The sequence below is a fragment of the Chryseobacterium sp. Y16C genome (assembly GCF_022488405.1).
GTDB classification, from domain to species: domain Bacteria; phylum Bacteroidota; class Bacteroidia; order Flavobacteriales; family Weeksellaceae; genus Chryseobacterium; species Chryseobacterium geocarposphaerae.
In genome coordinates this window covers 2,734,481-2,756,950 of the sequence record NZ_CP092711.1, presented here as the reverse complement: position 1 = coordinate 2,756,950, position 22,470 = coordinate 2,734,481, and the positions used below count along the sequence as shown (strand labels likewise).

The window sequence follows — 22,470 nt, the reverse complement described above, 5'->3', positions numbered from 1 at the left end:
CCAAATGGAGCGTGCGTTCCATTTGGCTGTTGTTAAAAAATAAATACTATCAAAATGAAAGTAAGAGCATCAATTAAAAAAAGAAGCGCTGATTGCAAAATCGTACGCAGAAAAGGTGTACTGTTTGTAATCAACAAGAAAAACCCAAAATTTAAACAAAGACAAGGCTAAAATTAAATTATGGCGAGAATTTCAGGTATTGATTTACCAAAAAACAAAAGAGGCGTTATCGGTTTAACTTACATCTATGGAATCGGAAGAAGTACTTCTTCAGAAATCCTTAAAGCTGCCGGTATCAGCGAAGACAAGAAAGTCAACGAATGGAATGACGATGAATTGGCTGCAATCAGAACATACATCTCTGAAAACGTAAAAGTAGAAGGAGAATTGAGATCTGAAGTGCAATTGAACATCAAGAGATTGATGGACATAGGATGCCAACGAGGAATACGTCACAGACTTGGATTACCTTTAAGAGGCCAGAGAACGAAAAACAACTCTAGAACCCGTAAAGGAAAGAGAAAAACTGTTGCTAACAAGAAAAAAGCTAGTAAATAATCGTTAGGAATTATGGCAAAACAAACTAAAGTAGTTAAAAAAAGAAAAGTAAAAGTTGAAGCTATTGGTGAAGCGCACATTCAGGCTTCTTTCAATAACATCATCATTTCTTTAACAAATAAAAACGGAGAGGTTATCTCTTGGGCTTCTGCCGGTAAAATGGGATTCAGAGGTTCTAAAAAGAATACTCCATTTGCTGCTCAAATGGCAGCTGAAAATTGCTCTGCTGTAGCTCACGAAGCTGGTTTAAGAAGAGTAAAGGTGTTTGTGAAAGGTCCAGGTGCAGGTAGAGAATCTGCAATCAGAACTATTCACAATTCAGGAATTGAAGTTAGCGAAATCATTGATGTGACTCCTATGCCACACAACGGATGTAGACCACCAAAAAGAAGAAGAGTTTAATTTTTAGAATTTACCCATTATGGCAAGATATATTGGACCTAAAACTAAGATTGCTAGAAAGTTTGGTGCTGCAATCTACGGAGATGACAAAAACTTCGAGAAAAGAAAAAACCAACCGCCAGGACAACACGGTCCTAACAAAAGAAGAGGTGCTAAAAAATCAGAATATGCAGTTCAGTTAGCTGAAAAACAAAAAGCTAAATATACTTACGGTATTTTAGAAAGACAGTTTGCTAACCTATTTGACAAAGCACACAGAAGTAAAGGTGTAACAGGTGAAGTTCTATTACAACTTTGCGAATCAAGATTGGATAACGTAGTATACAGATTAGGTTTTGCTAAAACCAGATCTGCTGCTAGACAATTAGTTTCTCACAGACACATTACTGTAAACGGAGAGCTAGTTAACATCCCTTCTTATTTGCTAAAAGCTGGTGATGTAATCGCTGTAAGAGAAAAATCTAAATCTCTTGAAGTGGTTTCTAATGCATTAGCTTCTAAAGCAAATTATGAGTGGTTACAATTCAACGATGAGAAAAAAGAAGGTACTTTCGTATCTGCTCCTGAAAGAATCCAGATTCCGGAAGACATCAAGGAACAGCTTATCGTCGAACTTTACTCTAAATAATTTTTTAATCAAATTTTTGCTCAACCCAATAATATGGCAATTTTACAATTCATAAAACCCGATAAAGTAATTTTACTTAACTCTGATGAATTTAAAGGTCAATTCGAATTCAGACCTCTAGAACCAGGTTTCGGGCTTACAATCGGTAATGCTTTGAGAAGAGTGTTGCTTTCTTCTCTGGAAGGATATGCTATTTCATCTATCAAAATAGAAGGTGTAGAGCACGAATTTTCAACTATTCCGGGAGTAATCGAAGATGTTACCGAAATTATTCTTAACCTTAAGCAGGTAAGATTAAAAGCTGCGGCAGAAAACCAAGCTAACGAGCAGGTAGTTGCTAAAGTTTCGGGGCAAACGGTGATCACTGCTGGAGATTTAGGTAAAGCGATGAGCGGATTTGAGGTGCTAAACCCAGATCTAGTTATTTGCAACCTAAATTCTGATGTTACTTTCGAAATTACTTTCAATATTGAAAAAGGTAGAGGATATGTTCCTTCAGAACAAAATAAGTCAAACAATGCACCTGTAGGTACTATTGCTATCGACTCTATTTTCACGCCAATTAAGAAAGTACAATACAGCATTGAAAATTATCGTGTAGAGCAAAAAACAGACTACGAAAAACTTGTATTAGATATAGAAACTGACGGATCTATCAGTCCTCAGAATGCTTTAACAGAAGCTTCTAAGATATTAATTTATCACTTCATGTTATTCTCTGATGAGAGAATCACTTTGGAGACTGAAGCGGTGAAAGCATCTATCCAATATGACGAGGAAACTCTTCATACAAGACAACTACTTAAGTCTAAATTAGCAGATATGGATCTTTCCGTAAGAGCCCTAAACTGTCTGAAAGCAGCTGAAGTAGAAACTCTTGGGGAATTGGTTTCTTACAGTAAGTCTGATTTGATGAAATTCAGAAATTTTGGTAAAAAATCTTTGACAGAACTAGAAGAATTAGTGCATTCAAAAGGTCTTAACTTCGGTTTCGACGTTGCAAAATATAAATTAGACGCTGATAATTAATTAATAATGAGACACGGTAAAAAATTCAATCACTTAGGAAGAACAGCTTCTCACAGAAGCGCTTTACTTTCTAATATGGCTTGTTCTCTAATTGAGCATAAAAGAATCAACACTACTGTAGCTAAAGCTAAAGCTTTAAGAGTATATGTTGAGCCTCTATTAACAAAAGCAAAAGAAGATACTACACACAACAGAAGAATTGTTTTTTCATATCTTCAAAATAAAGAAGCAGTTGCTGAATTGTTCAGAACTGTAGCTCCTAAAATCGCTGAGAGAAACGGTGGTTATACAAGAATCATCAAAACAGGATTCAGACCAGGTGATGCTGCTGATACTGCTCTTATCGAATTAGTAGACTTCAATGAGCTTTACAACCCTAATGCTGAAGAGAAAAAGACTACAAGAAGAAGCAGAAGATCTACAACAGCTAAAAAAGAAGCTGTAGTTGCTGAAGCTCCTGTAGTAGAAGAAAAAGCTGCTGAACCAACGGCTGAAGCTGGTGATTCTACAGAGGAAAAAACTGAAGAATAATATTTCATTCAGATATAAATAAAAACCGTTCAGATTTCTGAACGGTTTTTTTATACTTTAGATTTTGGTTTTTACCAGCTCAATGATATTATTGCCCTGATCCAAAATAAGACTGTCTTTCTTTACGGTTGCCTTCATATCCATTTTCTCGTAAATAGTTTCAGTTCCTTTAGATTCAACCTGATTCAGAATGAAAGTTTTATTGTTGTTTCGGATGCTCATCGTTTTTTCCTTGTAATTAAAAACAACTTTTACCAAAGTTCCGTCAGTAGCCTTATAAACATAATCCGTTTTTATACTTTTCTTTCCGTTGATGTCTGTATTGTAAGTAATGGTTGAATCAACTTTTCCATTGTCGGCCAAAATAGTTGAATCTCCGGCTTTTAGTACATTTTTATTTCCACTTTCACTCTTTTTACAGCTTATTACTGATAAGGTAATAGCCGAAATCGCTATGAGTAACCCTTTTTTCATGATATTTATTTTTAATGTATTGATAATTAATTTACTTTTTATAAGAAGATAATTTTGTTAAATGTAAGAAAAACAAAAAACAAACCAATGGCCTTCATTCAAACTTTAAAATTACCAAACATGTAAATGTTTTGATCATAAAAACCTTTTTTAAAGTTCATAAAAGTTTTTTTTAGAAGTAAAAACGAAGAATTATTACAATCTTAAAATTAACTAAAATTTAACTCGGAATAAACATATAAATTACCTCTCTATTGCTTTAAAAAGTTAAAAATTGATTAAATTTGTCTGAACTATAAAATAAACAAAAATGAGTTACATTTCTTACATAGAAGCGAGACAAATTTTGGATTCAAGAGGTAATCCTACAGTTGAAGTAGATGTATTTACAGAAAGTGGTGCGATGGGTCGTGCTGCGGTACCTTCTGGAGCATCTACCGGAGAACATGAAGCAGTTGAATTGCGTGATGGTGGTTCAGAATGGATGGGGAAAGGTGTCTCTAAAGCTGTAGAGAATGTAAGAGAAGTAATTGCTCCTGAATTGGTAGGTCTTCCTGTTTTTGATCAGAACCTTATCGATCAGATCATGATTGACCTTGACGGAACTAAGAACAAAGGAAACCTTGGGGCAAACGCTATTTTAGGAGTTTCTTTGGCTGCTGCAAAAGCTGCTGCGACAGAACTAAGATTACCATTATACAAATACGTAGGAGGAGTAAATGCCAACACGCTTCCGGTTCCGATGATGAACGTAATCAACGGAGGTTCTCATTCAGATGCTCCGATTGCTTTCCAGGAATTTATGGTAATGCCGGTAAAAGCAGATTCTTTCTCTCATGCTTTGAGAAAAGGAACTGAAATTTTCCATAATCTTAAATCTATTCTTCATTCAAGAGGTTTGTCTACTGCGGTAGGTGACGAGGGAGGATTCGCTCCTACATTCACAGGAACTGAAGATGCTTTGGATACTTTGCTTCAGGCAATTGAAAAAGCGGGCTATAAGCCGGGTGATGATGTGATGATCGCTTTAGATTGTGCGGCTTCGGAATTTTACAAAGACGGAGTTTACGATTATAGAAAATTCCAGACTCCGGATGCGGCTCAGTTTTCAAGCAGTGAGCAGGTTTCTTATCTGACAGAACTGGTAAATAAATATCCGATCATTTCTATCGAAGATGGGATGCAGGAAAATGACTGGGACGGATGGAAAATGCTAACAGATAAAATCGGTGACAGAGTACAGTTGGTTGGTGATGATTTATTTGTAACCAATGTAGAGAGATTATCAAGAGGAGTAAAAGAAGGAATTGCCAACTCAATCCTTGTAAAAGTAAACCAGATCGGTTCTCTTTCTGAAACGATGGCTGCAGTCCAGATGGCCCAACACAACAAATTTACATCAGTAATGTCTCACAGATCTGGTGAAACTGAAGATTCTACAATTGCTGATCTGGCAGTGGCAATGAACTGCGGACAAATCAAAACCGGTTCTGCTTCAAGATCAGATAGAATGGCAAAATATAACCAGCTATTAAGAATCGAAGAAGCTTTAGGTGAAACTGCGATTTTCCCAGGATTAGAAGCATTTAAAGTAAAAAGATAATTGAATTTATAAATAACGGCGAGCGAAATTTTTTGTTTGCCGTATTTTATAATAAGTAGTATATTTAAAAAAAAAATAAATAATGTCAGACAACAAAGTAATATTGAATTACGACGGTAATTCATATGAATATCCAATCGTAGATAGTACGATCGGAGACAGAGGAATAGATATTTCAAAATTAAGAGACCAGACGGGTCTTATCACTTTAGACTTAGGGTACAAAAATACAGGAGCAACAATTAGTGATATCACTTACCTTGACGGAGATAAAGGTGAATTGTTCTACAGAGGATATCCTATTGAGCAGGTTGCTGAGAAGTCAAACTTCACGGAAGTAATGTATTTGTTATTACACGGTGAATTACCAACTCAGAACCAATTCAGCGCATTCGAAAACAATATCAAAAAATATAACTTCGTAGCAGAGGAGATGAAAAAAATCATCGATGCTTTCCCTCGTTCTGCTCACCCTATGGGAGTTTTATCTTCTTTAACGTCTGCTTTGACGGCTTTCAATCCTAAAGCTGTGAATGTAAATTCAAAAGAAGAGATGGATCATGCTGCGGAATTGATGATTGCTAAATTCTCCCACCTTTGTGCTTGGACTTACAGAAAAACTTTAGGCCTTCCAATTAACCACGGAGATAACAGCTTAAACTACGTAGAAAACTTCTACAAAATGGCATTCAGAATGCCAAACCAGGAATTCGAAATCGATCCGGTAGTAGTGGGAGCTTTAGATAAATTATTGATCCTTCACGCAGATCACGAACAAAACTGTTCTACATCTACAGTAAGAATGGTAGGTTCTGCTCATACAGGTCTTTTCGCTTCTATTTCTGCAGGGGTTTCTGCGCTTTGGGGACCACTTCACGGTGGAGCAAACCAAGCAGTTATCGAAATGCTTGAATTGATCGAAAAAGATGGCGGAGATGTTAACAAATGGGTAGCGAAAGCTAAAGATAAAAATGATAGCTTCCGTTTGATGGGATTCGGACATAGAGTATACAAGAACTTCGACCCAAGAGCAAAAATTATCAAAAAAGCTGCTGATGATATCCTTAATGCATTAGGAATCCAGGATAAAGCTCTTGATATTGCAATGCAGTTAGAAAAAGTAGCGCTGGAAGATGAGTACTTCGTAGAAAGAAAACTATATCCAAACGTAGATTTCTATTCTGGAATTATTTACAGAGCATTAGGAATTCCTACAGAAATGTTTACTGTAATGTTTGCATTAGGAAGACTTCCGGGATGGATTTCTCAGTGGAAAGAAATGAGATTGAAAGGAGACCCGATCGGAAGACCAAGACAGGTTTACCAAGGCGCTCAACAAAGAAACTACATCGATATTGCAAACAGATAATTATTGTTTATATCATAAAAAATCTCAAAGCTTGCTTTGGGATTTTTTTATTTAATGATCTGCAAATATTTCTTAGAAAAATATATATGTTACTGAAATTGAATTCAATAATTTATTAATTTTACTTTTATGAAATTATTGGCGTGATCAAAGCCGAATGATTGAATAACAGATATGATAAAAAACTGTGGCATCATTTGATTCACCATAAAAAATAAATTATTATGACTTTCGGACAACAGATGTTATTTTTCTTCAGCGCAGTAGGAGCATTCAACGGACTGTTGCTGGGCATTTATCTGCTGTTTGTTAAGAAACTGAAATACCTCCCGGATTTTTTCCTTGGACTTCTTTTGCTGATGCTGAGCACCAGAGTTGGCATTGCTGTATGCATTTACTTTTACCCTGATCTGCCAAGGATTATTCCGCATTTGGGACTCTCTGCCTTATTTTTCACAGGTCCGGCACTCTATTATTATGTGAAATCTTCCTTTCAACAGGAGCAGTTTGATTGGAAGAACTGTCAGAAATGGTTTGGAATACTGATCATCATTTTAGGAGCAGTCGGTTTATTATATCTGCTTTTTCCTGTTACATGGGAACATTATTTCGGAACCTTTATTTATACTGTCTGGTCCATATTTGTATTCCTTACGGTATATCAGTACTACAACTTTTCCAGGCAGAATCTTAAAAATCCAAACCAATTTGTTCTTCCGGTTCTGATCAGTAATATCATCATCTTTCTGACCTATCAGCTGATCTCAACAGGTTGGGTGCAGATCTACTGCGCGGGAGGAAGTCTTGTATTTTCATTTGTGCTGTATGCCAACTTTTTAATTTTATTTAATAAAAAATATCAGCAGCTTCCGGCAAAAGAAACTGAAAGATACCCCAATAAAAAGATTTCTGAAGAAAAGGCAGACAGCTTTTCGTCCAGATTAGAGCGTCTTATGAATACTGAAGAGCTTTATAAAAATCCCAATCTGAAATTAAGTGATGTGGCATCCAGAATGAATATCTCTGCCCATCAGCTTTCCCAGCTGCTGAATGATAATCTTGGTAAAAGTTTTTCTACCTATATCAATGAATACCGTATTAATGAAGCCTGTGAAAAGATAGAAAATGGCTCCTATTTAAAAATTGAAGAGATAGGATATGAAGTAGGTTTTAATTCCAAATCGACTTTCTTTTCTACGTTCAAGAAAATTAAAAATACAACGCCTCTTTTGTATAAACAGTCTCAAACCCTTACTGAATCGAGGTTTCAGAGTTCAAATTTATAATTCAGTACTGCGGAATTTTAATTTTAAAACCGTTATTCTGCCCCAAGCCGATACATTTGATGTCATAAAATTTAAAATCTATGATCTTCAAATTATGGTTCTTGCTGCTTCTGCTGTTCCTGTCAATTTTTGGAAAAGCTCAGGAAGCTGTCAAAGGAAAAACCGCGGATTCTCTGGCTGAGGCAAAAACTTCAACAACGAATATTTCAGAAGTCATTATTCAGTCAGCTCCACGAAAAATGAAACTGAATGAAGGCAATCTTGTACTGTCTGTTGCCGGAAATAAAGACTTTAAAACTTCCACGCATCTCCTTGATGTTTTAAGAAAAACACCTGGGGTTACAGTAGATCAGGAAGATGGAATTTTTATTGGAGGCAGAATCACTCCCGCTGTTTTTATTGATGGGAAACCCGTTGTTATGAGCAATCAGGAGCTGCAGGTCTATTTGCGGTCTTTATCTCCCGAAATGGTAGAATCTGTTGAAGTGAATACCAATCCATCTTCTAAATATGATGCAGAATTTAAAGGAATTATTGATATCAAACTAAAAAAGAATGTCAGCCTGGGCTTGAAAGCAAGCTATAATGGTAATATTTATGTTAATAAATTCAACTATAGAGAAAATGCTCTCAATATATCTTATCATACAGGGAAAGTGACATACAATCTGCAGACGGGTTATAATGAAGGGATTTCGACCTATCGTTATCATGCTTTGCAACGATTGGCCAATACCAATATCATGCGTACCCAAACCTATCAGGAAGATGCCGGAAAAGTTTACAATTTTCAGGTGGGCGCAGATTTTAAGCTGAATGATAAAAACCAGCTTGGTATTAATCTGAGAGGTAATTTCCGGAATAATGACAGAATACGCAACGGATCACTTTATACAACTGATAAAACCGAAACCCAGTTGGTACTGAATACTGCCAGTGAAAATCCCACAGATTATTCTCAGGATAACTATGGGATGACAGTGGATTATTCTTTTCAGAATAAGGGTTTTAAGCTTGCTTTTTTAGGGAATTATCTTTCAGTCAAAAATAAACAGAATGATGATTTTGTCAATAGAGACCGGACTGATACTGAGGTTTTATCATACTGGAAATCTGATCTGGTGAACAAAATCGGCATTTATACGGCACAGATCGATGCATCTCAGAAGATAAAAGAGATCGATATTGAAGCAGGACTTAAATACAGCCATTCAGATACGAATAACAATATCAGGTATGATACATTATCTGTTGGTAATCAGTTCGTTTTTGATCCTTCGAGAAGCAATATATTCTCATACAAAGAAAAGATCTGGGCAGGTTATCTTGCATACAGGCAAAAGATAGGAGACTTTCAGATCAATGCAGGATTGAGATTTGAAAACACAAACAGTATTTCCAACGCCATTACTGTGGATTCTGTGGTTTCCAGAAACTATCTGAAGTGGCTGCCGTCTTTAAGCGCTAGCTATACTTTTAATAAATCCAGTGAATTTTCTCTTTCCTATAGTAAAAAAATAACGAGACCAGCATTTTCGCAGCTTAATCCGTTCAGATTTTATTTCAGTCCGTTAAATTACTGGATAGGGAATCCATACCTGTTGCCTTCCTTTACCAGTCAGATTAAAGCAACGTATCGGTATAAAAATTGGGTCACAAGCTTTACAGTCGGAAAAGAAAAAGATGTTATGACACGGTATCCCCTGTACAATCCGAAAACAAATGTATTGGAATATTTGGGAACGAATCTTCCCTACAGGAACTTTGCTATGCTGGAAACAAGCTTTCCGGTACGAATTACAAAATGGTGGAATATCACCAGTCAGATTGCAGGATATTATAATTACGAATTTAGACCTTATCTGAACGAGGTTTTTGCATTGAGCATTTATAATTACGAAATGAGGATCAATCAGGTATTTTCGCTTCCAAAAGGATTTACTGTAAATGTATTTGGTGCTTATGAATCCAAAACAGGAAACAGTCTTTATATTATTAAACCACGATACACTGTAGATGTATCATTGCAAAAGGCATGGTTTGATAATAAACTGAACACAAAAATCGGTTTTAATAATCTTTTCGACTCTTATGATCAGCGATTGGAATTCCGCCATAAACAGATTATGGATAACCGTTTTACACACTGGTGGGACAGCAGCAGGCTGGTATTTTCACTCAGTTATAACATAGGAAGTTCAAAATATCAGGTCAAAGAAACCCAGAAGACGGAAGAAGAAAACAGAGCAAGATAAGCAAACCCGCTTTTCAAGTCGGTTTTCGTTTTTATTATGGACATACACATCTTTCACATGCCCAGATATAACAGTTTCCTGCATCACCCATTCACAGTATTTCTACTTAATTTTTGTGCGTTTTTCAGTACGGATTTTTTTGTCTTCATGATTGGGGTTATTCAACTGTTAATCGTTTATGTTACTAATATGTGATTGCCATTAATTAAATTTTGATGTTAAATAATTAACAAACAATATATTGTTAATAAAATTATCTAAAGAAACGAGGTATTCAAGCAAATAAATGATTTAGTCTGCGGATGAACTTAAGTAAAAATCTGCAATAAGAAGATTTTGCAGAATAATACTTAATTACCAGCCTAAAAACCGTACAAAAGTTTCCCAGATAGAGACCTTTACTTATATTTGTAGCATTGCATAAATCTTTATGAGACTAAATATAAAAAATGAAACGGGGAGGCTGAAATCTGTGGTTTTAGGGCAACCCAATTCAATGGGAGCTGTTCCTACGCTGGAAGAAAGCTATGATGCTAAATCTTATTACACGATAGAACATAATATGTATCCGAAGGAAGCTGACATTATTAATGAAATGAATGCTTTTGAAGCGGTGCTGAAAAAATATGATGTAGAAGTTCTGCGCCCGGAAATTATAAAAGATTATAATCAGGTTTTTGCCAGAGATGTGGCGTTTGTGATTGATGATAAAATGATCATTTCAAATGTAATCGCAGACAGAGCAGATGAGCAGGAAGCTTATAAAAAAGTTTTTGAAAAAGTAGCCTGGAGAAAAATTATCAATCTTCCGGAAACTGCTCATATCGAAGGAGGCGATGTTATTGTCTGGGATGACTTCCTTTTTATAGGAACGTGCTTCAGTGAAGATTACAGAAGCTATAAAACAGCCAGAACCAACGAATATGCTATTGAAATTCTTAAGGAATATTTTCCTAAGAAAAGAATTATCGATCTTGAACTAAAAAAGAATGATAAAGTCCCGTATGAGGGGATTTTACATCTGGATTGTACTTTCAATCCTGTTGGGAAAGATAAATGTATTATTTATAAAGACGGTTTTGTGGACGAAAGTGATTATAATTTAATCATCGACATTTTTGGGGAAGAAAACTGTTTCCATGTTACGGCGGAAGAAATGTTTGAAATGTTTCCGAATATTTTTTCCATCTCACCGGAGATTGTTGTTTCGGACAAAGCATTCACAAGAATGAATAATCATCTCAGAGACGAATGGGGAATGACAGTTGAAGAGATTCCTTACCGAGAAATTTCTAAAATGGGAGGTTTGTTGAGGTGTTCCACAATGCCGCTTGTCAGAGAGTGATCTGAATCTTAAAATTTTATTGTGGGATAGTTTGAAAATTTTTTAATTTTTCAATCTTTAAATTAAACAAAATGCAGACAACAGATACAGTATTAATGATAGAACCGATTGCATTCGGTTATAATGCAGAAACGGCAAAAAATAATTATTTTCAGGTTGAGCAAACGGGTTCTGATATTCAGTCCAAAGCATTAGCTGAATTTAATACTTTTGTCGGAAAACTAAGATCTAAAGGAATTAATGTTATTACCATAAAAGACACATTAGATCCTCATACTCCGGATTCTATTTTCCCTAATAACTGGGTGAGTTTCCATAAAGACGGGAAAGTGGTTTTATATCCGATGTTCGCTTCAAACAGAAGAGTTGAGAGAAGAGAGGATATTATTGAGAGTATTCAGGAGGGATTTGAAGTGACTGAAATTGACGACTGGTCATTTCCGGAAACCCAAGGACACTTTCTGGAAGGAACCGGAAGTATGATTTTCGATCACGATAATAAAATTGCATACGGGTCGGTTTCTTTACGGTTAGATGAAAATCTATTCAGAGAATTTTGTGAAAAATATGGTTTTACACCGGTCGTTTTCCATTCATATCAAACGGTTGGAGAAGAAAGACTTCCTATTTATCATACCAATGTCATGATGTGTGTAGCGGATCAATTTGTTGTCATTTGTTTAGATTGTATTGATAATAAGGTAGAAAGAGAAAAAGTAGTCGAAACGATTAAAAATTCAGGGAAAGAAATCATTGAGATTTCGGAAGCACAAATGCAGCAATTTGCAGGAAATATGCTTCAGGTTCAAAATAAAGACGGCAAAAAGTTTTTGGTAATGAGCCAGACTGCCTACCAATCATTAAATCCAGGTCAGATTTCTGCAATAGAAAAATATTGCGAAATTATCTACTCAGACCTGAATACAATAGAAGTAAACGGAGGAGGCAGTGCGCGATGTATGCTTGCTGAAGTTTTCTTACCGAAAAAATAATTTATTTTAAGGATGTAGACTAAACTTCCGGTTGCTAATTCAGCCGGAAGTTTTTTTATTAATATGAGCTCTGAAAATGCTTCAAAAAATTAGGCTAAATTTGCAATAATGAAATAGGCTATTATGATAAAAAAATTAATGATAAGTTTAGGAGTCTTCATTGCGATATGCTCTTATTCCCAACAAAAAACATTCTGTAATCCTATCAATATAGATTACGGATATACTCCTTTCGAAGTTTTTTCAAAACAGGGAAAACACCGTGCTACCGCAGACCCGGTCATTATAAATTTTAAAAATAAGCTGTTTCTTTTCTCAACCAATCAGGAAGGGTATTGGTACAGTGATGATATGCTTGACTGGAAGTTTGTGAAAAGAAAATTTCTTAGAGATAATAAATATATCCATGATTTGAACGCTCCTGCAGTTTGGGCAATGAAAGATACCTTATATGTTTTTGGTTCTACCTGGGAACAGGATTTTCCTATCTGGAAAAGTACAAATCCAACAAAAGATGATTGGAAAATAGCCGTAGATACTTTGAAAGTCGGAGCTTGGGATCCTGCTTTTCATTATGATGAAGATAAAAATAAGTTATACTTATATTGGGGTTCAAGTAATGAGTGGCCATTATTAGGGACTGAAGTTAAAACCAAGACCTTGCAGTCGGAAGGTTTTGTAAAACCTATTTTAAGATTAAAACCGGAAGATCACGGTTGGGAAAGGTTCGGAGAATATAATGACAATGTTTTCTTACAGCCTTTTGTAGAGGGAGCCTGGATGACAAAGCATAATGGTAAATATTATATGCAGTATGGTGCTCCTGCAACAGAGTTCAGCGGATATTCGGATGGAGTTTACGTCAGCAACAAACCTTTGGAAGGATTTGAATATCAACAGCACAATCCATTTTCGTATAAGCCCGGAGGTTTTGCAAGAGGAGCGGGACATGGTGCAACGTTTGAGGATAACTACAAGAATTGGTGGCACGTTTCAACAATTTTTATTTCCACTAAAAATAATTTTGAAAGACGTTTGGGAATCTGGCCTGCAGGATTTGATAAAGATGATGTCATGTATTGCAATACCGCTTACGGGGATTATCCGACCTATCTTCCGCAATATGCGCAAGGAAAGGACTTTTCAAAAGGTTTATTTGCAGGCTGGATGTTGCTGAATTATAATAAACCGGTTCAGGTTTCATCAACACTGGGAGGATATCATTCTAATTATGCGGTGGATGAAGATATTAAAACATACTGGAGTGCAAAAACAGGAAATGCCGGTGAATGGTTCCAAACTGATCTAGGTGAGGTTTCTACCATTAATGCTATTCAGATCAATTATGCAGATCAGGATGTTGAATTTTTAGGGAAAACCTTAGGTAAAATGCATCAGTATAAAATCTATGGTTCGAATGATGGTAAAAAATGGAATGTTATTGTAGATAAAAGTAAAAATACTAAAGATGTTCCTCACGATTATGTAGAACTGGAAAAACCTGCAAAAGCAAGATTCCTGAAAATGGAAAATCTGAAAATGCCAACAGGAAAATTTGCATTGAGCGGTTTCAGAGTATTCGGAAAAGGAGCGGGAACTGTTCCTCCAAAAGTTCAAAATTTTGTTCCTCTGAGAGCTGATCCTAAAAAATATGGTGAGAGAAGAAGTATCTGGATGAAATGGCAGCAGAATTCCGATGCGGACGGATATGTAATTTATTGGGGAAAATCTCCAGGTAAGTTATACGGAAGTATCATGGTGTATGGGAAAAACGAATATTTCTTTACCGGAGCAGACAGAACGGATGCTTATTATTTCCAGATCGAAGCTTTTAACGCGAATGGCGTTTCAGAAAGAACGGAAGTTTTTAAATCGGAATAAATTAAAAATACAAGCGCTTTGAAATAATCAAAGCGTTTTTGTTTTATTGACTTGTTTTAGAAATTGATAAATTGAGTTGATTACAAAAGGAGAATTGCTCTCATTACTCCAATCCAAATGACCACCGGAAAACTCATAAGAACGGTTATAAACGTTATTTGTATTCAGAACGGAATCTAAAATTTTCTTTTGAGAAAGAGGGATAACCTGATCTCGATTCCCATAAAAAGAAATAGTAGGAGGTGAGGTTTCATTGATCCAAAAAACAGGATTGGGAATATCCAGATTAGTAATATCTGTCGGGGTAGGCTTTGTTAAATCGATCATATGCTTTTGAACAAAAGAATAATCGGTGTAATTGGCAAAATTAGGATCACGTAAATCTGCCGGTCCTACAATATTTATGATAGCTTTTACTTTCGTTCTGTATTTACTGTCGAAAAGCCTGTTATAACCATATAGTAACGATAAATGTGCACCCGCGCTATTTCCAAGCAAAATAAACTGTGGACTAAATTTTTTTACTGATGTTTTTTTAACCAAAAAATCTAAAACGCTGTCAATATCATTGGTTTGATTGGGAAGAATAAAGCTCGTATTATCTGCCAATCTGTAATTAATATTAGCGAAAGCATAATCAGGAAATTTTTCCATCATGGAAAGAGCAAAATAATTAAGATTTGATTTGTCCCCTGCTTTCCAGCCACCTCCATGAATAAGAACAAAAATACCTTTTATTGGACCTCTGTTTTTGGGAAGATAGAAGTCTAGCTTTTGCTCAGAATTATTTCCATATGAAAGATTCTTTTCTACAGTAAAAGAAACATTCTTTCCGAGCTTGATGGTTTCTTCTTTTTTGCAGTTAAGGAAAATTAACAAGAGAAATAAGAACAACAGGTAGTTTTTCATAATTATAAATATAACAAAACCCACTGAGAGATCAGCGGGCCATTGTACAAAATAAATATATATGAAGATGATTGTGTATTAACGTGTTCTGCTTTTGATATCATCCGAAGCTCCTTCAATAGTTCTTACCTTCTTCACTTTCTGGTTTCCGAAGTTGTATACAATACTGAAAGTCATTCCGAAATTATATCTGTTCTGATGAATATAATTATAGTTTCCGTTGCTTTGGTAGTCTTCGATTTCAACAACATTTGTTTTTAGAATATCATTTACATTTAAAGCGAAGGTCCATTCGTTCCAGATTTTTTTTAGGCTCATATCAAGACTCATCAGGTTCTTCAACACCCCAAGTTCTATCTGTTGTTTGTCCACGAAGAAATAATTGACTCCTAAAAACCATGTTTTGTTTTTGTCTAAACGTATGGTGTTATTGGTTTGAATAACAATACTTGTGGAATTTCTCTTATTAGTATAAACCAGTTGGTTCCCGTCTTTATCCCAAAAAGAATCACCAGTTGTAGGATCTATTGCTAAAGTTCCGTCGTTAATATTATGCTGAACTCCAATATTAAAATTGGTAGTCAAATATTGTTTAAAGAATGACTTCTGAACACCTAACATTGCAGACATCTCTTGTTTATCACCAAAATTGGTTCTGATATATCGAAGTACACTTTTTTTACTAACAGTACCGTCCTGAGATTTTGCAAAGCCTTGAAGTGGAACCTGTGTAATAACATCCTTAAATAATGAGTGGTTTAAAATCAGGAAATATGAATTTTTATACATATAGGTCAATTCCTGGTTATAGGTAGAAGAGGCTTTTACAAAAGGGTCGTTTTGTGTATAATTGGTTTCTGTAAGAATATTTCTGACAGGATTAAGTTCCCAAAAGCTAGGTCTTCTCATTCTGCTTGAAAATGCATAAGAAATATTGTTCTTATCATTAATAGCATAGTTCAGACTAAGATAAGGTAGAAGATTATTATAATTTCGCTCAATTCTTCTAAGGTCTACGCTGGGAGCATTATCTGAAGTTCCCAAACTATTGGTGATCTCATATCTTGTTCCTATTTTCCCGGAGAACTTATCAGAAAATTTCTTTTCTAAAGTAAGGTATAAACCATAAATGCTTTCATCATAAATAAAGTGATTTGGAGTTGGCGTTACACCATTATCATCATAGGTAAAGTTCTTGGTGTCATTATCGGTTTTTGTTTTGTTATAGTTTCCTCCCAATGAAACTGTAAAATCATTTTTAAATTTTTTGATATAATCTACAGTTCCGGAAAAGTTGTTAATGACCTGTGGTAAATCCTGTATTACCCTTTGATCCAGAACAGTATAGTTTCCGAAAGGATCTTGTGACCAGGTTCCATTATCTGTAAACTGAAATCTTTTATAATTAAGATAGGCCGCATTCAAATTTAACTTACTTCCCAAAGAATCGGTCTTAAGCTCATAATTTAAATTCAATGAATTATTATAAGACCTTGCATTTTCTTTGTTTCTTGAATTGGTATAGTTGGTTTCAAATTTTTGTGTATCCGGATTATAAGCCCGAACAGTATTGAAAAGATCAACCGTAGAATTATAACTTCTGTTTGCCCAAGAATTCCATGTCAGAGCTATATTGCTTTTATCTGTCAGTTGATAATCGATATTCAAATAACCTCCTAAGTTTTTATTTGGGTCATTAATATCACCTACTGACTCGTTAGAATATTCACTGTTTCCATTTCTTAAAGTGTAGGTTTGAGCCTCAATATTTTCTCCACCATTTAAATTGGCGCTGATTCCTAACTTATCTTTTCTATAATTTACAGAGAAGCTCGCAGAACTTGCATTGTATTTGTTTTGAGAATTCGCCATTCTCATATTTCCGCTGGTTCCGTCACTCATTTTCTTTTTCAGGATAATGTTAATGATACCATCAGAAGACTCTACTTGATATTCACTTCCGGGAACAGTAATTACTTCAATTTTCTGGATATTTTCTGCAGGAGTATTCTTTAAAAACTGTGTTAAAGACTCTGCGTCCATATTGGTTTTTCTGCCATTGATGTAGACCAGCGCATTGTTTTTTCCCGCAATCTTTAATGTTTTATCATCTGTTGTAGATAGAAGTGGAGTTTGTTTTAAAAGATCAAAAGTTGTATTTCCTTTGGCTACAGGAGATGCGGCAACATCGTAAACAAAACGGTCGCTTTGTTTTTTAAATACCTGCTTTTTTAAAGTAACGGCTTCAATATTTTGTGTTTTTGCAGTATCCTGCTTTTTTTGTTGAGCGAAGGCTAATCCGCTGAAGAATATGGCTGCGATGAGAATTGGCGTTTTCATAATTTTATTTTTAAGAGTGTTTTATGTTTAATAGCTTGTATTTGTTATTATTTAACATTGCAAAGATATATAATAAATTAAGTATTATGCAATACAAAGTACTAAAAATATTTTTGAAATAATTTTAACTACTTGATTTACAGTTGTTAAAATTTAAATGTTAATTTTTAAACTTTTTGATTATCTACATAATAAGACAACTGTAGCCTAGATTTTGTTACAGCAGATTAGAAAATATTTAAATAATAAAAATGAATATGAAAATAATATAAAGTTTCACTTAAAAATCAATATTTTAGACTGAATTTTTTAATTAATAACATATGAGGAAATTTTATTTTTTATTTTTAATGTTATCGTTGGTATTTTCATGTAAAGATGAGTCTTTCGTGGAAACGGGTAACGAAAATTTAAATCCCCAATCAAACTATAATTTTGGAAGTACAACACAAAAAGACTTTCAAGGTGTCATTTTAGATACAAATGGAACTCCTATTTATGGAGCAACAGTGCAAATTGGGACAACTTCGGTTGCGACTAATTACAAAGGTTTTTTTATCTTAAAAAATGCTTCTGTCCAAGAAAATTTTGCCCACATTAAAGTAACGAAAGCAGGTTTTATAAATGCTTCACGAGTTTTAGTTCCTTCTAATGGGATGAATCGTGTAAACATTATGATGATTCCGGAAACGCTTACTTCTACGGTTTCTTCTGGAGCGACATCAACGGTTTCTCTTGCTGACGGCACAAAAGTAAAATTTGATGGTAGCTTTAAAGACGCCAACGGTAATGCTTATTCAGGAAGTGTAAGTGTTTCTCTTTATCATTTAGCGCCTTCTAATCCCTATTTAAATGAATTAATGCCGGGTTCGTTTTTGGCAACGAGTTCAAACGGAAGTGCAAGAATAATGGAAACTTTTGGAATGTTGCACGTACAATTAACGGGAAGTGCAGGTCAAAATCTTCAAATTGCGACTGGACACACTGCTGAAATTACCATGCCGATAGATGCGTCACAGTCATCAACATCGCCTAGTACAATTCCTTTATGGTCTTACAACGAAAACACTGGAATGTGGAATGAAGAAGGTTCTGTAACAAAAGTTGGAAACACTTATGTAGGAACAGTAAGCCATTTTTCTTGGTGGAATTGCGATATACAGCTTCCTCAAGCAACATTAAAAGTTACAGTAAAAAACAATACAGGGCAACCTTTGGCTAATGCTAAAGTTACTCTTAAAAGAAATTCGCAAACTTACGAGGTTGCAGGTATTACAGACAATAATGGAGTAGTGACAGGTATTATCCCAGCTGGTGAAAGTTTAGTTTTAAAAGTGTATGATAACTGTAATTCGATTGTTTATACCTCTACTGTTGCACCAGTTACGGCGGCTAATCTTTATGTCTTACCAGATATTGTGGTAACACCTTCGGGAACAAATTATATTATCCAGGGAAATCTTAAAACCTGTACAAATGCAGATGTAACAGATGGATTTGTAACACTAAAAGCTGTGAATGGAACATATTTTCAGTATGTTTCAGTGCCAGTGAGTAGTACCGGTACCTTCAGCGCCAATATTTATTCATGTAATTCAGGACAACAGTTTGTTTTAGAAGCTTTTGATACGGCAAACATGCGATCTACGGGAGAAATAAATGTTACACCAACAGCAGCGACAACTAATTTGGGAAATATAACTGTTTGTACTGGGATAAGTGAATTTATTATATATAAAGTAGATAATCAGTCATCTAAAAATCTGCTACCTCCAATAGGTGCAGAATATTCTTCAAGTACAAATACTATGGTGGTTACCTGTTATCCTCCAAATTCAGCATTAGGAGGCTTTCAAATGGTAGTTCCAAATATATTGGGTATGGGAACTTATAATACATTCAATTATCTAGATGTGATAGGAAGTGGCTCGTCACCAAATGGAATCCCATCTTTAGGAAGTACTTTAACATTACAAATAAGTAATCTTGGAGCAATAGGACAATATATTGATTTTACAATCAATGGAACCTACACCAATTCTACAGGAAATCATACGCTTTCTGTAACAGGACACGTTATCAGAGATAATTAAAAGTTATCAGAACATTTATAAAAAAGGACCGAAAGAGTCCTTTTTTTATTTATTCTCTGTCGAAGCGAGCTAATTTTTTATCAATCCAAATCGTGGCAAAAGGGAAAAAAGCAGAGATCAATGAAAACACAAAATCTTCATCATCCCAAGCAAATATTTTTCTCATAGATGGCAAAAAGATAAGATATATTGTGAAAAACAATCCATGAATACTGCCAATCGTACTGATATAAACAATGGGAATGATGCCATGGGGATCAACACGAATCCAGATCATGGCCGTAAAAAGAAAGAACCATGATAATGCTTCGGCTAAACAAATTCGTCTAAACCATTTAATAACTTGTTCTTGGCTATATTTTGCGAAAATTTTTTCGAGAAAATCCATTACAATTTGTCTAACTTCTATTTATAAAAACTACTGCCATCCAGATATTCAAAAACTTCAGGCGGAAGCATCGGTCTTACATTTTTGTTTTCTTTGATCATATTTCGGATTTCGGTAGCAGAAAGCTCTATAATAGGGGCTTTGATCAAAGATATATTTTCATGGTTTTGATATTCTGAGGCTTTTGCTTCACCTTCAGAAACTCTTGGATATACGATGATATGGTAGTTTTTGATCAGATAATCTGCATTCTTCCATTTGTGAAGACTCTTTAAATTATCTTCTCCCATAATCAGGCTGAAGGAATACTTAGGATATTTTTCATTAAGATAGGCCAAAGTATCGATCGTATAGCTTGGTTTTGGAAGAGAAAACTCAACATTCGAAGCTTTAATATTGGGATAGTTTTTAAGCGCCAGTTCTACCATATCAAGTCTGTTATGATCATTCAACAGCGTCTTTTTGTCTTTAAACGGATTTTGAGGACTTACCACAAACCAGACTTCATTCATATCTGAATTCTCTAAAATATAATTGGCAAGAATCAGATGACCGATGTGAATAGGATTAAAAGAGCCAAAGAAAAGACCAATTTTTTTCATAGTGAGCACAATGAATGATTAATTATCTCTGAACTTTACGTCTTTAATATTTAAATAATGAGTCACATTTCCTTTCCAGTGGTTTTCTTCTAATGTAAAGGCAATATCAAAGCTTTTATTCTTAAATTCCTCAGCAAATTGCCCTAGTTTAAAACCTACGCACTCTATATTTCTGTTAGTAGATTCCTGTCTGATATAAAACTTAAGATGATTATTATCTTTTCCCATTGTTTTTACATAACCGGAGAGTTTCTGGTTAGTCATGGAAAATATAGGTTTCATATTATGAGGACCAAAAGGAGCCAGTTTCCTATGAAAATTGATGAATTCACGGTTGATATCTTCAATCTGAATTTCCGTATCAATACTGATAGAAGGTTCTTTCTGATGCTCCTTGATTTTTTCTGAAACTACTTTTTCAAATTTTTCCTTGAAAGCTTCAAATTTGTCTTTTTCCATCGAAAGGCCTGCTGCAGCATGATGTCCTCCGAATTTTAAAAAATATTCTGAGCACATATCCAGCGCTTCATGTACGTCAAAATCTGAAACGGATCTTGCGGAGGCTACCATTTCCCCATTATTACCGTCAGTAAAAACCAGAGTTGGCTTATAATATGTTTCGATCAGTCGGGAAGCTACAATTCCGATTACCCCTTTGTTCCATTCAGGATGATAAACAATAGTGCTGTGTTTTGTCTGCTGTTGGGATTCTATGATCTGATTAAGCGCAGAAAGAGTAGAGTTCATATCAAGTTCCCTTCTTTCATCATTGAGGTTCATAATATCACTTACTATCTGATGAGCATGTTTTAAATTATCTGATACCATAAGCTCTACAGCAGCCTTACCATGAGAAATTCTTCCGGCAGCATTTATTTTAGGAGCAATTTCAAAAACAATATTTGAAATTTCAAAGTGAGATAATTTATCTTCAGGAATTAATAATCTTAAACCTAAATTTCTAGTTTTTCGCAAAACTTTAAGTCCCATTTTGGCTAAAACCCGGTTTTCACCTGTCATAGAAACAATATCTGCAGCGATAGAAATTGCTAACAAATCGGTTAATTCAAACAGTTCTGTTTCAGGAATTTTATAGATAGTATTCAAACCTTGGCAAAGTTTGAAACCAACTCCACAACCTGAAAGTTCTTTGAAAGGATAACGACAGTCGCTTCTTTTTGGATCTAGAACAGCAACGGCATTCGGAATTTCTTCTCCCGGTAAATGGTGATCACAAATGATAAAATCAATATCCAGGTTCTGAGCATAGCTTATCATATCCAAGGCTTTGATTCCACAATCAAGAGCAATGATTAAAGAAAAACCATTTTCTTTAGCAAAGTCAATACCTTCAGTTGAAATTCCATATCCTTCAGAATTTCTGTCGGGAATATAATAGTCTAAATATTTTTTCTCAACAATTTTGCTGAGGTAAAGATACATCAGTGCTACAGCCGTAGTTCCGTCTACGTCGTAATCACCATATACTAATATTTTTTCACCATTTTCAATAGCGGTAGCAATACGCTCAACTGCTTTTTGCATATCGGCCATTAAAAATGGATTGTGAATGTCGTTAAGATTCGGTTTGAAGAATTCTCGGGCCTTTTGATAATTGTCAATACCTCTCAAAACGAGAAGCTTAGATTCAAAAGTTCCAAAACCAAGTGACGAACTTAATCTGTCTACAATATCTTCATCCGGTTCAGGCTTGTAAATCCATTTTTGACTCATCTTACAAAAATAGGGAAAAAAGTTTTAAAAGCCTAAGATAAAAAAATACAT

General features: G+C 35.0%; 20 protein-coding genes. 14 read left to right on the top strand and 6 right to left on the bottom strand.

Going from position 1 to position 22,470, the window contains the following annotated elements; genetic code table 11:
• Positions 1–54 precede the first annotated feature (54 nt).
• The 6 genes from rpmJ to rplQ are packed head-to-tail and all read left to right on the top strand — an operon-like array spanning position 55 to position 3,148.
• Positions 55–171: a 50S ribosomal protein L36 gene (gene rpmJ, locus MKS83_RS12250; protein ID WP_007839480.1), complete on the top strand. Its 117-nt coding sequence runs from the start codon at positions 55–57 to the stop codon at positions 169–171.
• Between the two features lie 9 nt (positions 172–180).
• Complete coding sequence (gene rpsM, locus MKS83_RS12245; protein WP_100377192.1) at positions 181–558, top strand: 30S ribosomal protein S13; 378 nt, start codon at positions 181–183, stop codon at positions 556–558.
• A 12-nt stretch (positions 559–570) separates the two neighbouring features.
• Positions 571–960: a 30S ribosomal protein S11 gene (gene rpsK / locus MKS83_RS12240; RefSeq protein ID WP_100377191.1), complete on the top strand. Its 390-nt coding sequence runs from the start codon at positions 571–573 to the stop codon at positions 958–960.
• 19 nt (positions 961–979) lie between these two features.
• Positions 980–1,588, top strand: a complete 609-nt coding sequence (gene rpsD, locus MKS83_RS12235; RefSeq protein WP_100377190.1) for a 30S ribosomal protein S4 — start codon at positions 980–982, stop codon at positions 1,586–1,588.
• 33 nt (positions 1,589–1,621) lie between these two features.
• The gene (locus tag MKS83_RS12230; protein ID WP_240579933.1) at positions 1,622–2,617 is read left to right on the top strand and encodes a DNA-directed RNA polymerase subunit alpha; all 996 of its coding nucleotides are present in this window, start codon (positions 1,622–1,624) and stop codon (positions 2,615–2,617) included.
• A gap of 6 nt (positions 2,618–2,623) precedes the next feature.
• The gene (rplQ, locus tag MKS83_RS12225; protein ID WP_240579932.1) at positions 2,624–3,148 is read left to right on the top strand and encodes a 50S ribosomal protein L17; all 525 of its coding nucleotides are present in this window, start codon (positions 2,624–2,626) and stop codon (positions 3,146–3,148) included.
• A 57-nt stretch (positions 3,149–3,205) separates the two neighbouring features.
• Here the strand turns inward: rplQ and MKS83_RS12220 are convergent, their stop codons facing one another.
• Entirely contained in the window at positions 3,206–3,622 is a 417-nt protein-coding gene (locus MKS83_RS12220) for a hypothetical protein (protein ID WP_240579931.1), read from the bottom strand.
• A gap of 310 nt (positions 3,623–3,932) precedes the next feature.
• On the opposite strand from MKS83_RS12220, the gene eno reads away from it, so the two are divergent.
• The 7 genes from eno (at position 3,933) to MKS83_RS12185 (ending at position 14,353) form a co-directional block, all read left to right on the top strand.
• Positions 3,933–5,225 (top strand): phosphopyruvate hydratase, encoded by a 1,293-nt coding sequence (eno, locus tag MKS83_RS12215; RefSeq protein ID WP_240579930.1) that lies wholly within the window; start codon positions 3,933–3,935, stop codon positions 5,223–5,225.
• 82 nt (positions 5,226–5,307) lie between these two features.
• On the top strand, positions 5,308–6,594 hold the full coding sequence (locus MKS83_RS12210; protein ID WP_100377185.1) for a citrate synthase: 1,287 nt from the start codon (positions 5,308–5,310) through the stop codon (positions 6,592–6,594).
• Positions 6,595–6,818: 224 nt separating this feature from the next.
• Positions 6,819–7,880: a helix-turn-helix domain-containing protein gene (locus tag MKS83_RS12205; protein ID WP_240579929.1), complete on the top strand. Its 1,062-nt coding sequence runs from the start codon at positions 6,819–6,821 to the stop codon at positions 7,878–7,880.
• A gap of 80 nt (positions 7,881–7,960) precedes the next feature.
• Positions 7,961–10,135 carry a TonB-dependent receptor domain-containing protein gene (locus tag MKS83_RS12200; protein ID WP_240579928.1) on the top strand — a complete coding sequence of 725 codons (2,175 nt, stop codon included), beginning with the start codon at positions 7,961–7,963 and terminating at the stop codon, positions 10,133–10,135.
• A 430-nt stretch (positions 10,136–10,565) separates the two neighbouring features.
• The gene (locus MKS83_RS12195) at positions 10,566–11,480 is read left to right on the top strand and encodes a dimethylarginine dimethylaminohydrolase family protein (protein ID WP_240579927.1); all 915 of its coding nucleotides are present in this window, start codon (positions 10,566–10,568) and stop codon (positions 11,478–11,480) included.
• Between the two features lie 71 nt (positions 11,481–11,551).
• Entirely contained in the window at positions 11,552–12,472 is a 921-nt protein-coding gene (gene ctlX, locus MKS83_RS12190; RefSeq protein ID WP_240579926.1) for a citrulline utilization hydrolase CtlX, read from the top strand.
• Positions 12,473–12,595: 123 nt separating this feature from the next.
• Positions 12,596–14,353: a discoidin domain-containing protein gene (locus MKS83_RS12185; protein WP_240579925.1), complete on the top strand. Its 1,758-nt coding sequence runs from the start codon at positions 12,596–12,598 to the stop codon at positions 14,351–14,353.
• A 27-nt stretch (positions 14,354–14,380) separates the two neighbouring features.
• Here the strand turns inward: MKS83_RS12185 and MKS83_RS12180 are convergent, their stop codons facing one another.
• A complete protein-coding gene (locus MKS83_RS12180; RefSeq protein WP_240579924.1) occupies positions 14,381–15,262 on the bottom strand; it encodes an alpha/beta hydrolase in 882 nt (293 codons plus the stop codon).
• Positions 15,263–15,340: 78 nt separating this feature from the next.
• The gene (locus MKS83_RS12175; RefSeq protein WP_240579923.1) at positions 15,341–17,602 is read right to left on the bottom strand and encodes a TonB-dependent receptor domain-containing protein; all 2,262 of its coding nucleotides are present in this window, start codon (positions 17,600–17,602) and stop codon (positions 15,341–15,343) included.
• Between the two features lie 323 nt (positions 17,603–17,925).
• Here MKS83_RS12175 and MKS83_RS12170 point away from each other — a divergent pair, with 323 nt between their 5' ends.
• Positions 17,926–19,695 carry an Ig-like domain-containing protein gene (locus MKS83_RS12170; RefSeq protein ID WP_240579922.1) on the top strand — a complete coding sequence of 590 codons (1,770 nt, stop codon included), beginning with the start codon at positions 17,926–17,928 and terminating at the stop codon, positions 19,693–19,695.
• 49 nt (positions 19,696–19,744) lie between these two features.
• Here MKS83_RS12170 and MKS83_RS12165 read toward each other — a convergent pair whose 3' ends face one another.
• From MKS83_RS12165 to recJ, 3 genes are read right to left on the bottom strand one after another with little or no spacing between them, the layout of a single operon-like run.
• Complete coding sequence (locus MKS83_RS12165; protein WP_240579921.1) at positions 19,745–20,083, bottom strand: DUF3817 domain-containing protein; 339 nt, start codon at positions 20,081–20,083, stop codon at positions 19,745–19,747.
• Positions 20,084–20,100: 17 nt separating this feature from the next.
• Complete coding sequence (nadD, locus tag MKS83_RS12160) at positions 20,101–20,685, bottom strand: nicotinate (nicotinamide) nucleotide adenylyltransferase (protein WP_240579920.1); 585 nt, start codon at positions 20,683–20,685, stop codon at positions 20,101–20,103.
• An 18-nt stretch (positions 20,686–20,703) separates the two neighbouring features.
• Positions 20,704–22,419 carry a single-stranded-DNA-specific exonuclease RecJ gene (recJ, locus tag MKS83_RS12155; protein ID WP_240579919.1) on the bottom strand — a complete coding sequence of 572 codons (1,716 nt, stop codon included), beginning with the start codon at positions 22,417–22,419 and terminating at the stop codon, positions 20,704–20,706.
• Between the last annotated feature and the right edge of the window lie 51 nt (positions 22,420–22,470).

What these genes read in the sequence shown, in the direction of transcription:
- MKS83_RS12205 (WP_240579929.1), top strand. Translation starts at nt 6,819, where the DNA reads ATGACTTTCGGACAACAGATGTTATTTTTCTTCAGCGCAGTAGGAGCA.
- MKS83_RS12220 (WP_240579931.1), bottom strand. Translation starts at nt 3,622, where the DNA reads ATGAAAAAAGGGTTACTCATAGCGATTTCGGCTATTACCTTATCAGTA.
- MKS83_RS12185 (WP_240579925.1), top strand. Translation starts at nt 12,596, where the DNA reads ATGATAAAAAAATTAATGATAAGTTTAGGAGTCTTCATTGCGATATGC.
- MKS83_RS12195 (WP_240579927.1), top strand. Translation starts at nt 10,566, where the DNA reads ATGAGACTAAATATAAAAAATGAAACGGGGAGGCTGAAATCTGTGGTT.
- MKS83_RS12210 (WP_100377185.1), top strand. Translation starts at nt 5,308, where the DNA reads ATGTCAGACAACAAAGTAATATTGAATTACGACGGTAATTCATATGAA.
- eno (WP_240579930.1), top strand. Translation starts at nt 3,933, where the DNA reads ATGAGTTACATTTCTTACATAGAAGCGAGACAAATTTTGGATTCAAGA.
- rplQ (WP_240579932.1), top strand. Translation starts at nt 2,624, where the DNA reads ATGAGACACGGTAAAAAATTCAATCACTTAGGAAGAACAGCTTCTCAC.
- MKS83_RS12200 (WP_240579928.1), top strand. Translation starts at nt 7,961, where the DNA reads ATGATCTTCAAATTATGGTTCTTGCTGCTTCTGCTGTTCCTGTCAATT.
- rpmJ (WP_007839480.1), top strand. Translation starts at nt 55, where the DNA reads ATGAAAGTAAGAGCATCAATTAAAAAAAGAAGCGCTGATTGCAAAATC.
- recJ (WP_240579919.1), bottom strand. Translation starts at nt 22,419, where the DNA reads ATGAGTCAAAAATGGATTTACAAGCCTGAACCGGATGAAGATATTGTA.
- MKS83_RS12230 (WP_240579933.1), top strand. Translation starts at nt 1,622, where the DNA reads ATGGCAATTTTACAATTCATAAAACCCGATAAAGTAATTTTACTTAAC.
- rpsK (WP_100377191.1), top strand. Translation starts at nt 571, where the DNA reads ATGGCAAAACAAACTAAAGTAGTTAAAAAAAGAAAAGTAAAAGTTGAA.
- rpsM (WP_100377192.1), top strand. Translation starts at nt 181, where the DNA reads ATGGCGAGAATTTCAGGTATTGATTTACCAAAAAACAAAAGAGGCGTT.
- nadD (WP_240579920.1), bottom strand. Translation starts at nt 20,685, where the DNA reads ATGAAAAAAATTGGTCTTTTCTTTGGCTCTTTTAATCCTATTCACATC.
- ctlX (WP_240579926.1), top strand. Translation starts at nt 11,552, where the DNA reads ATGCAGACAACAGATACAGTATTAATGATAGAACCGATTGCATTCGGT.
- MKS83_RS12180 (WP_240579924.1), bottom strand. Translation starts at nt 15,262, where the DNA reads ATGAAAAACTACCTGTTGTTCTTATTTCTCTTGTTAATTTTCCTTAAC.
- MKS83_RS12165 (WP_240579921.1), bottom strand. Translation starts at nt 20,083, where the DNA reads ATGGATTTTCTCGAAAAAATTTTCGCAAAATATAGCCAAGAACAAGTT.
- MKS83_RS12170 (WP_240579922.1), top strand. Translation starts at nt 17,926, where the DNA reads ATGAGGAAATTTTATTTTTTATTTTTAATGTTATCGTTGGTATTTTCA.
- rpsD (WP_100377190.1), top strand. Translation starts at nt 980, where the DNA reads ATGGCAAGATATATTGGACCTAAAACTAAGATTGCTAGAAAGTTTGGT.
- MKS83_RS12175 (WP_240579923.1), bottom strand. Translation starts at nt 17,602, where the DNA reads ATGAAAACGCCAATTCTCATCGCAGCCATATTCTTCAGCGGATTAGCC.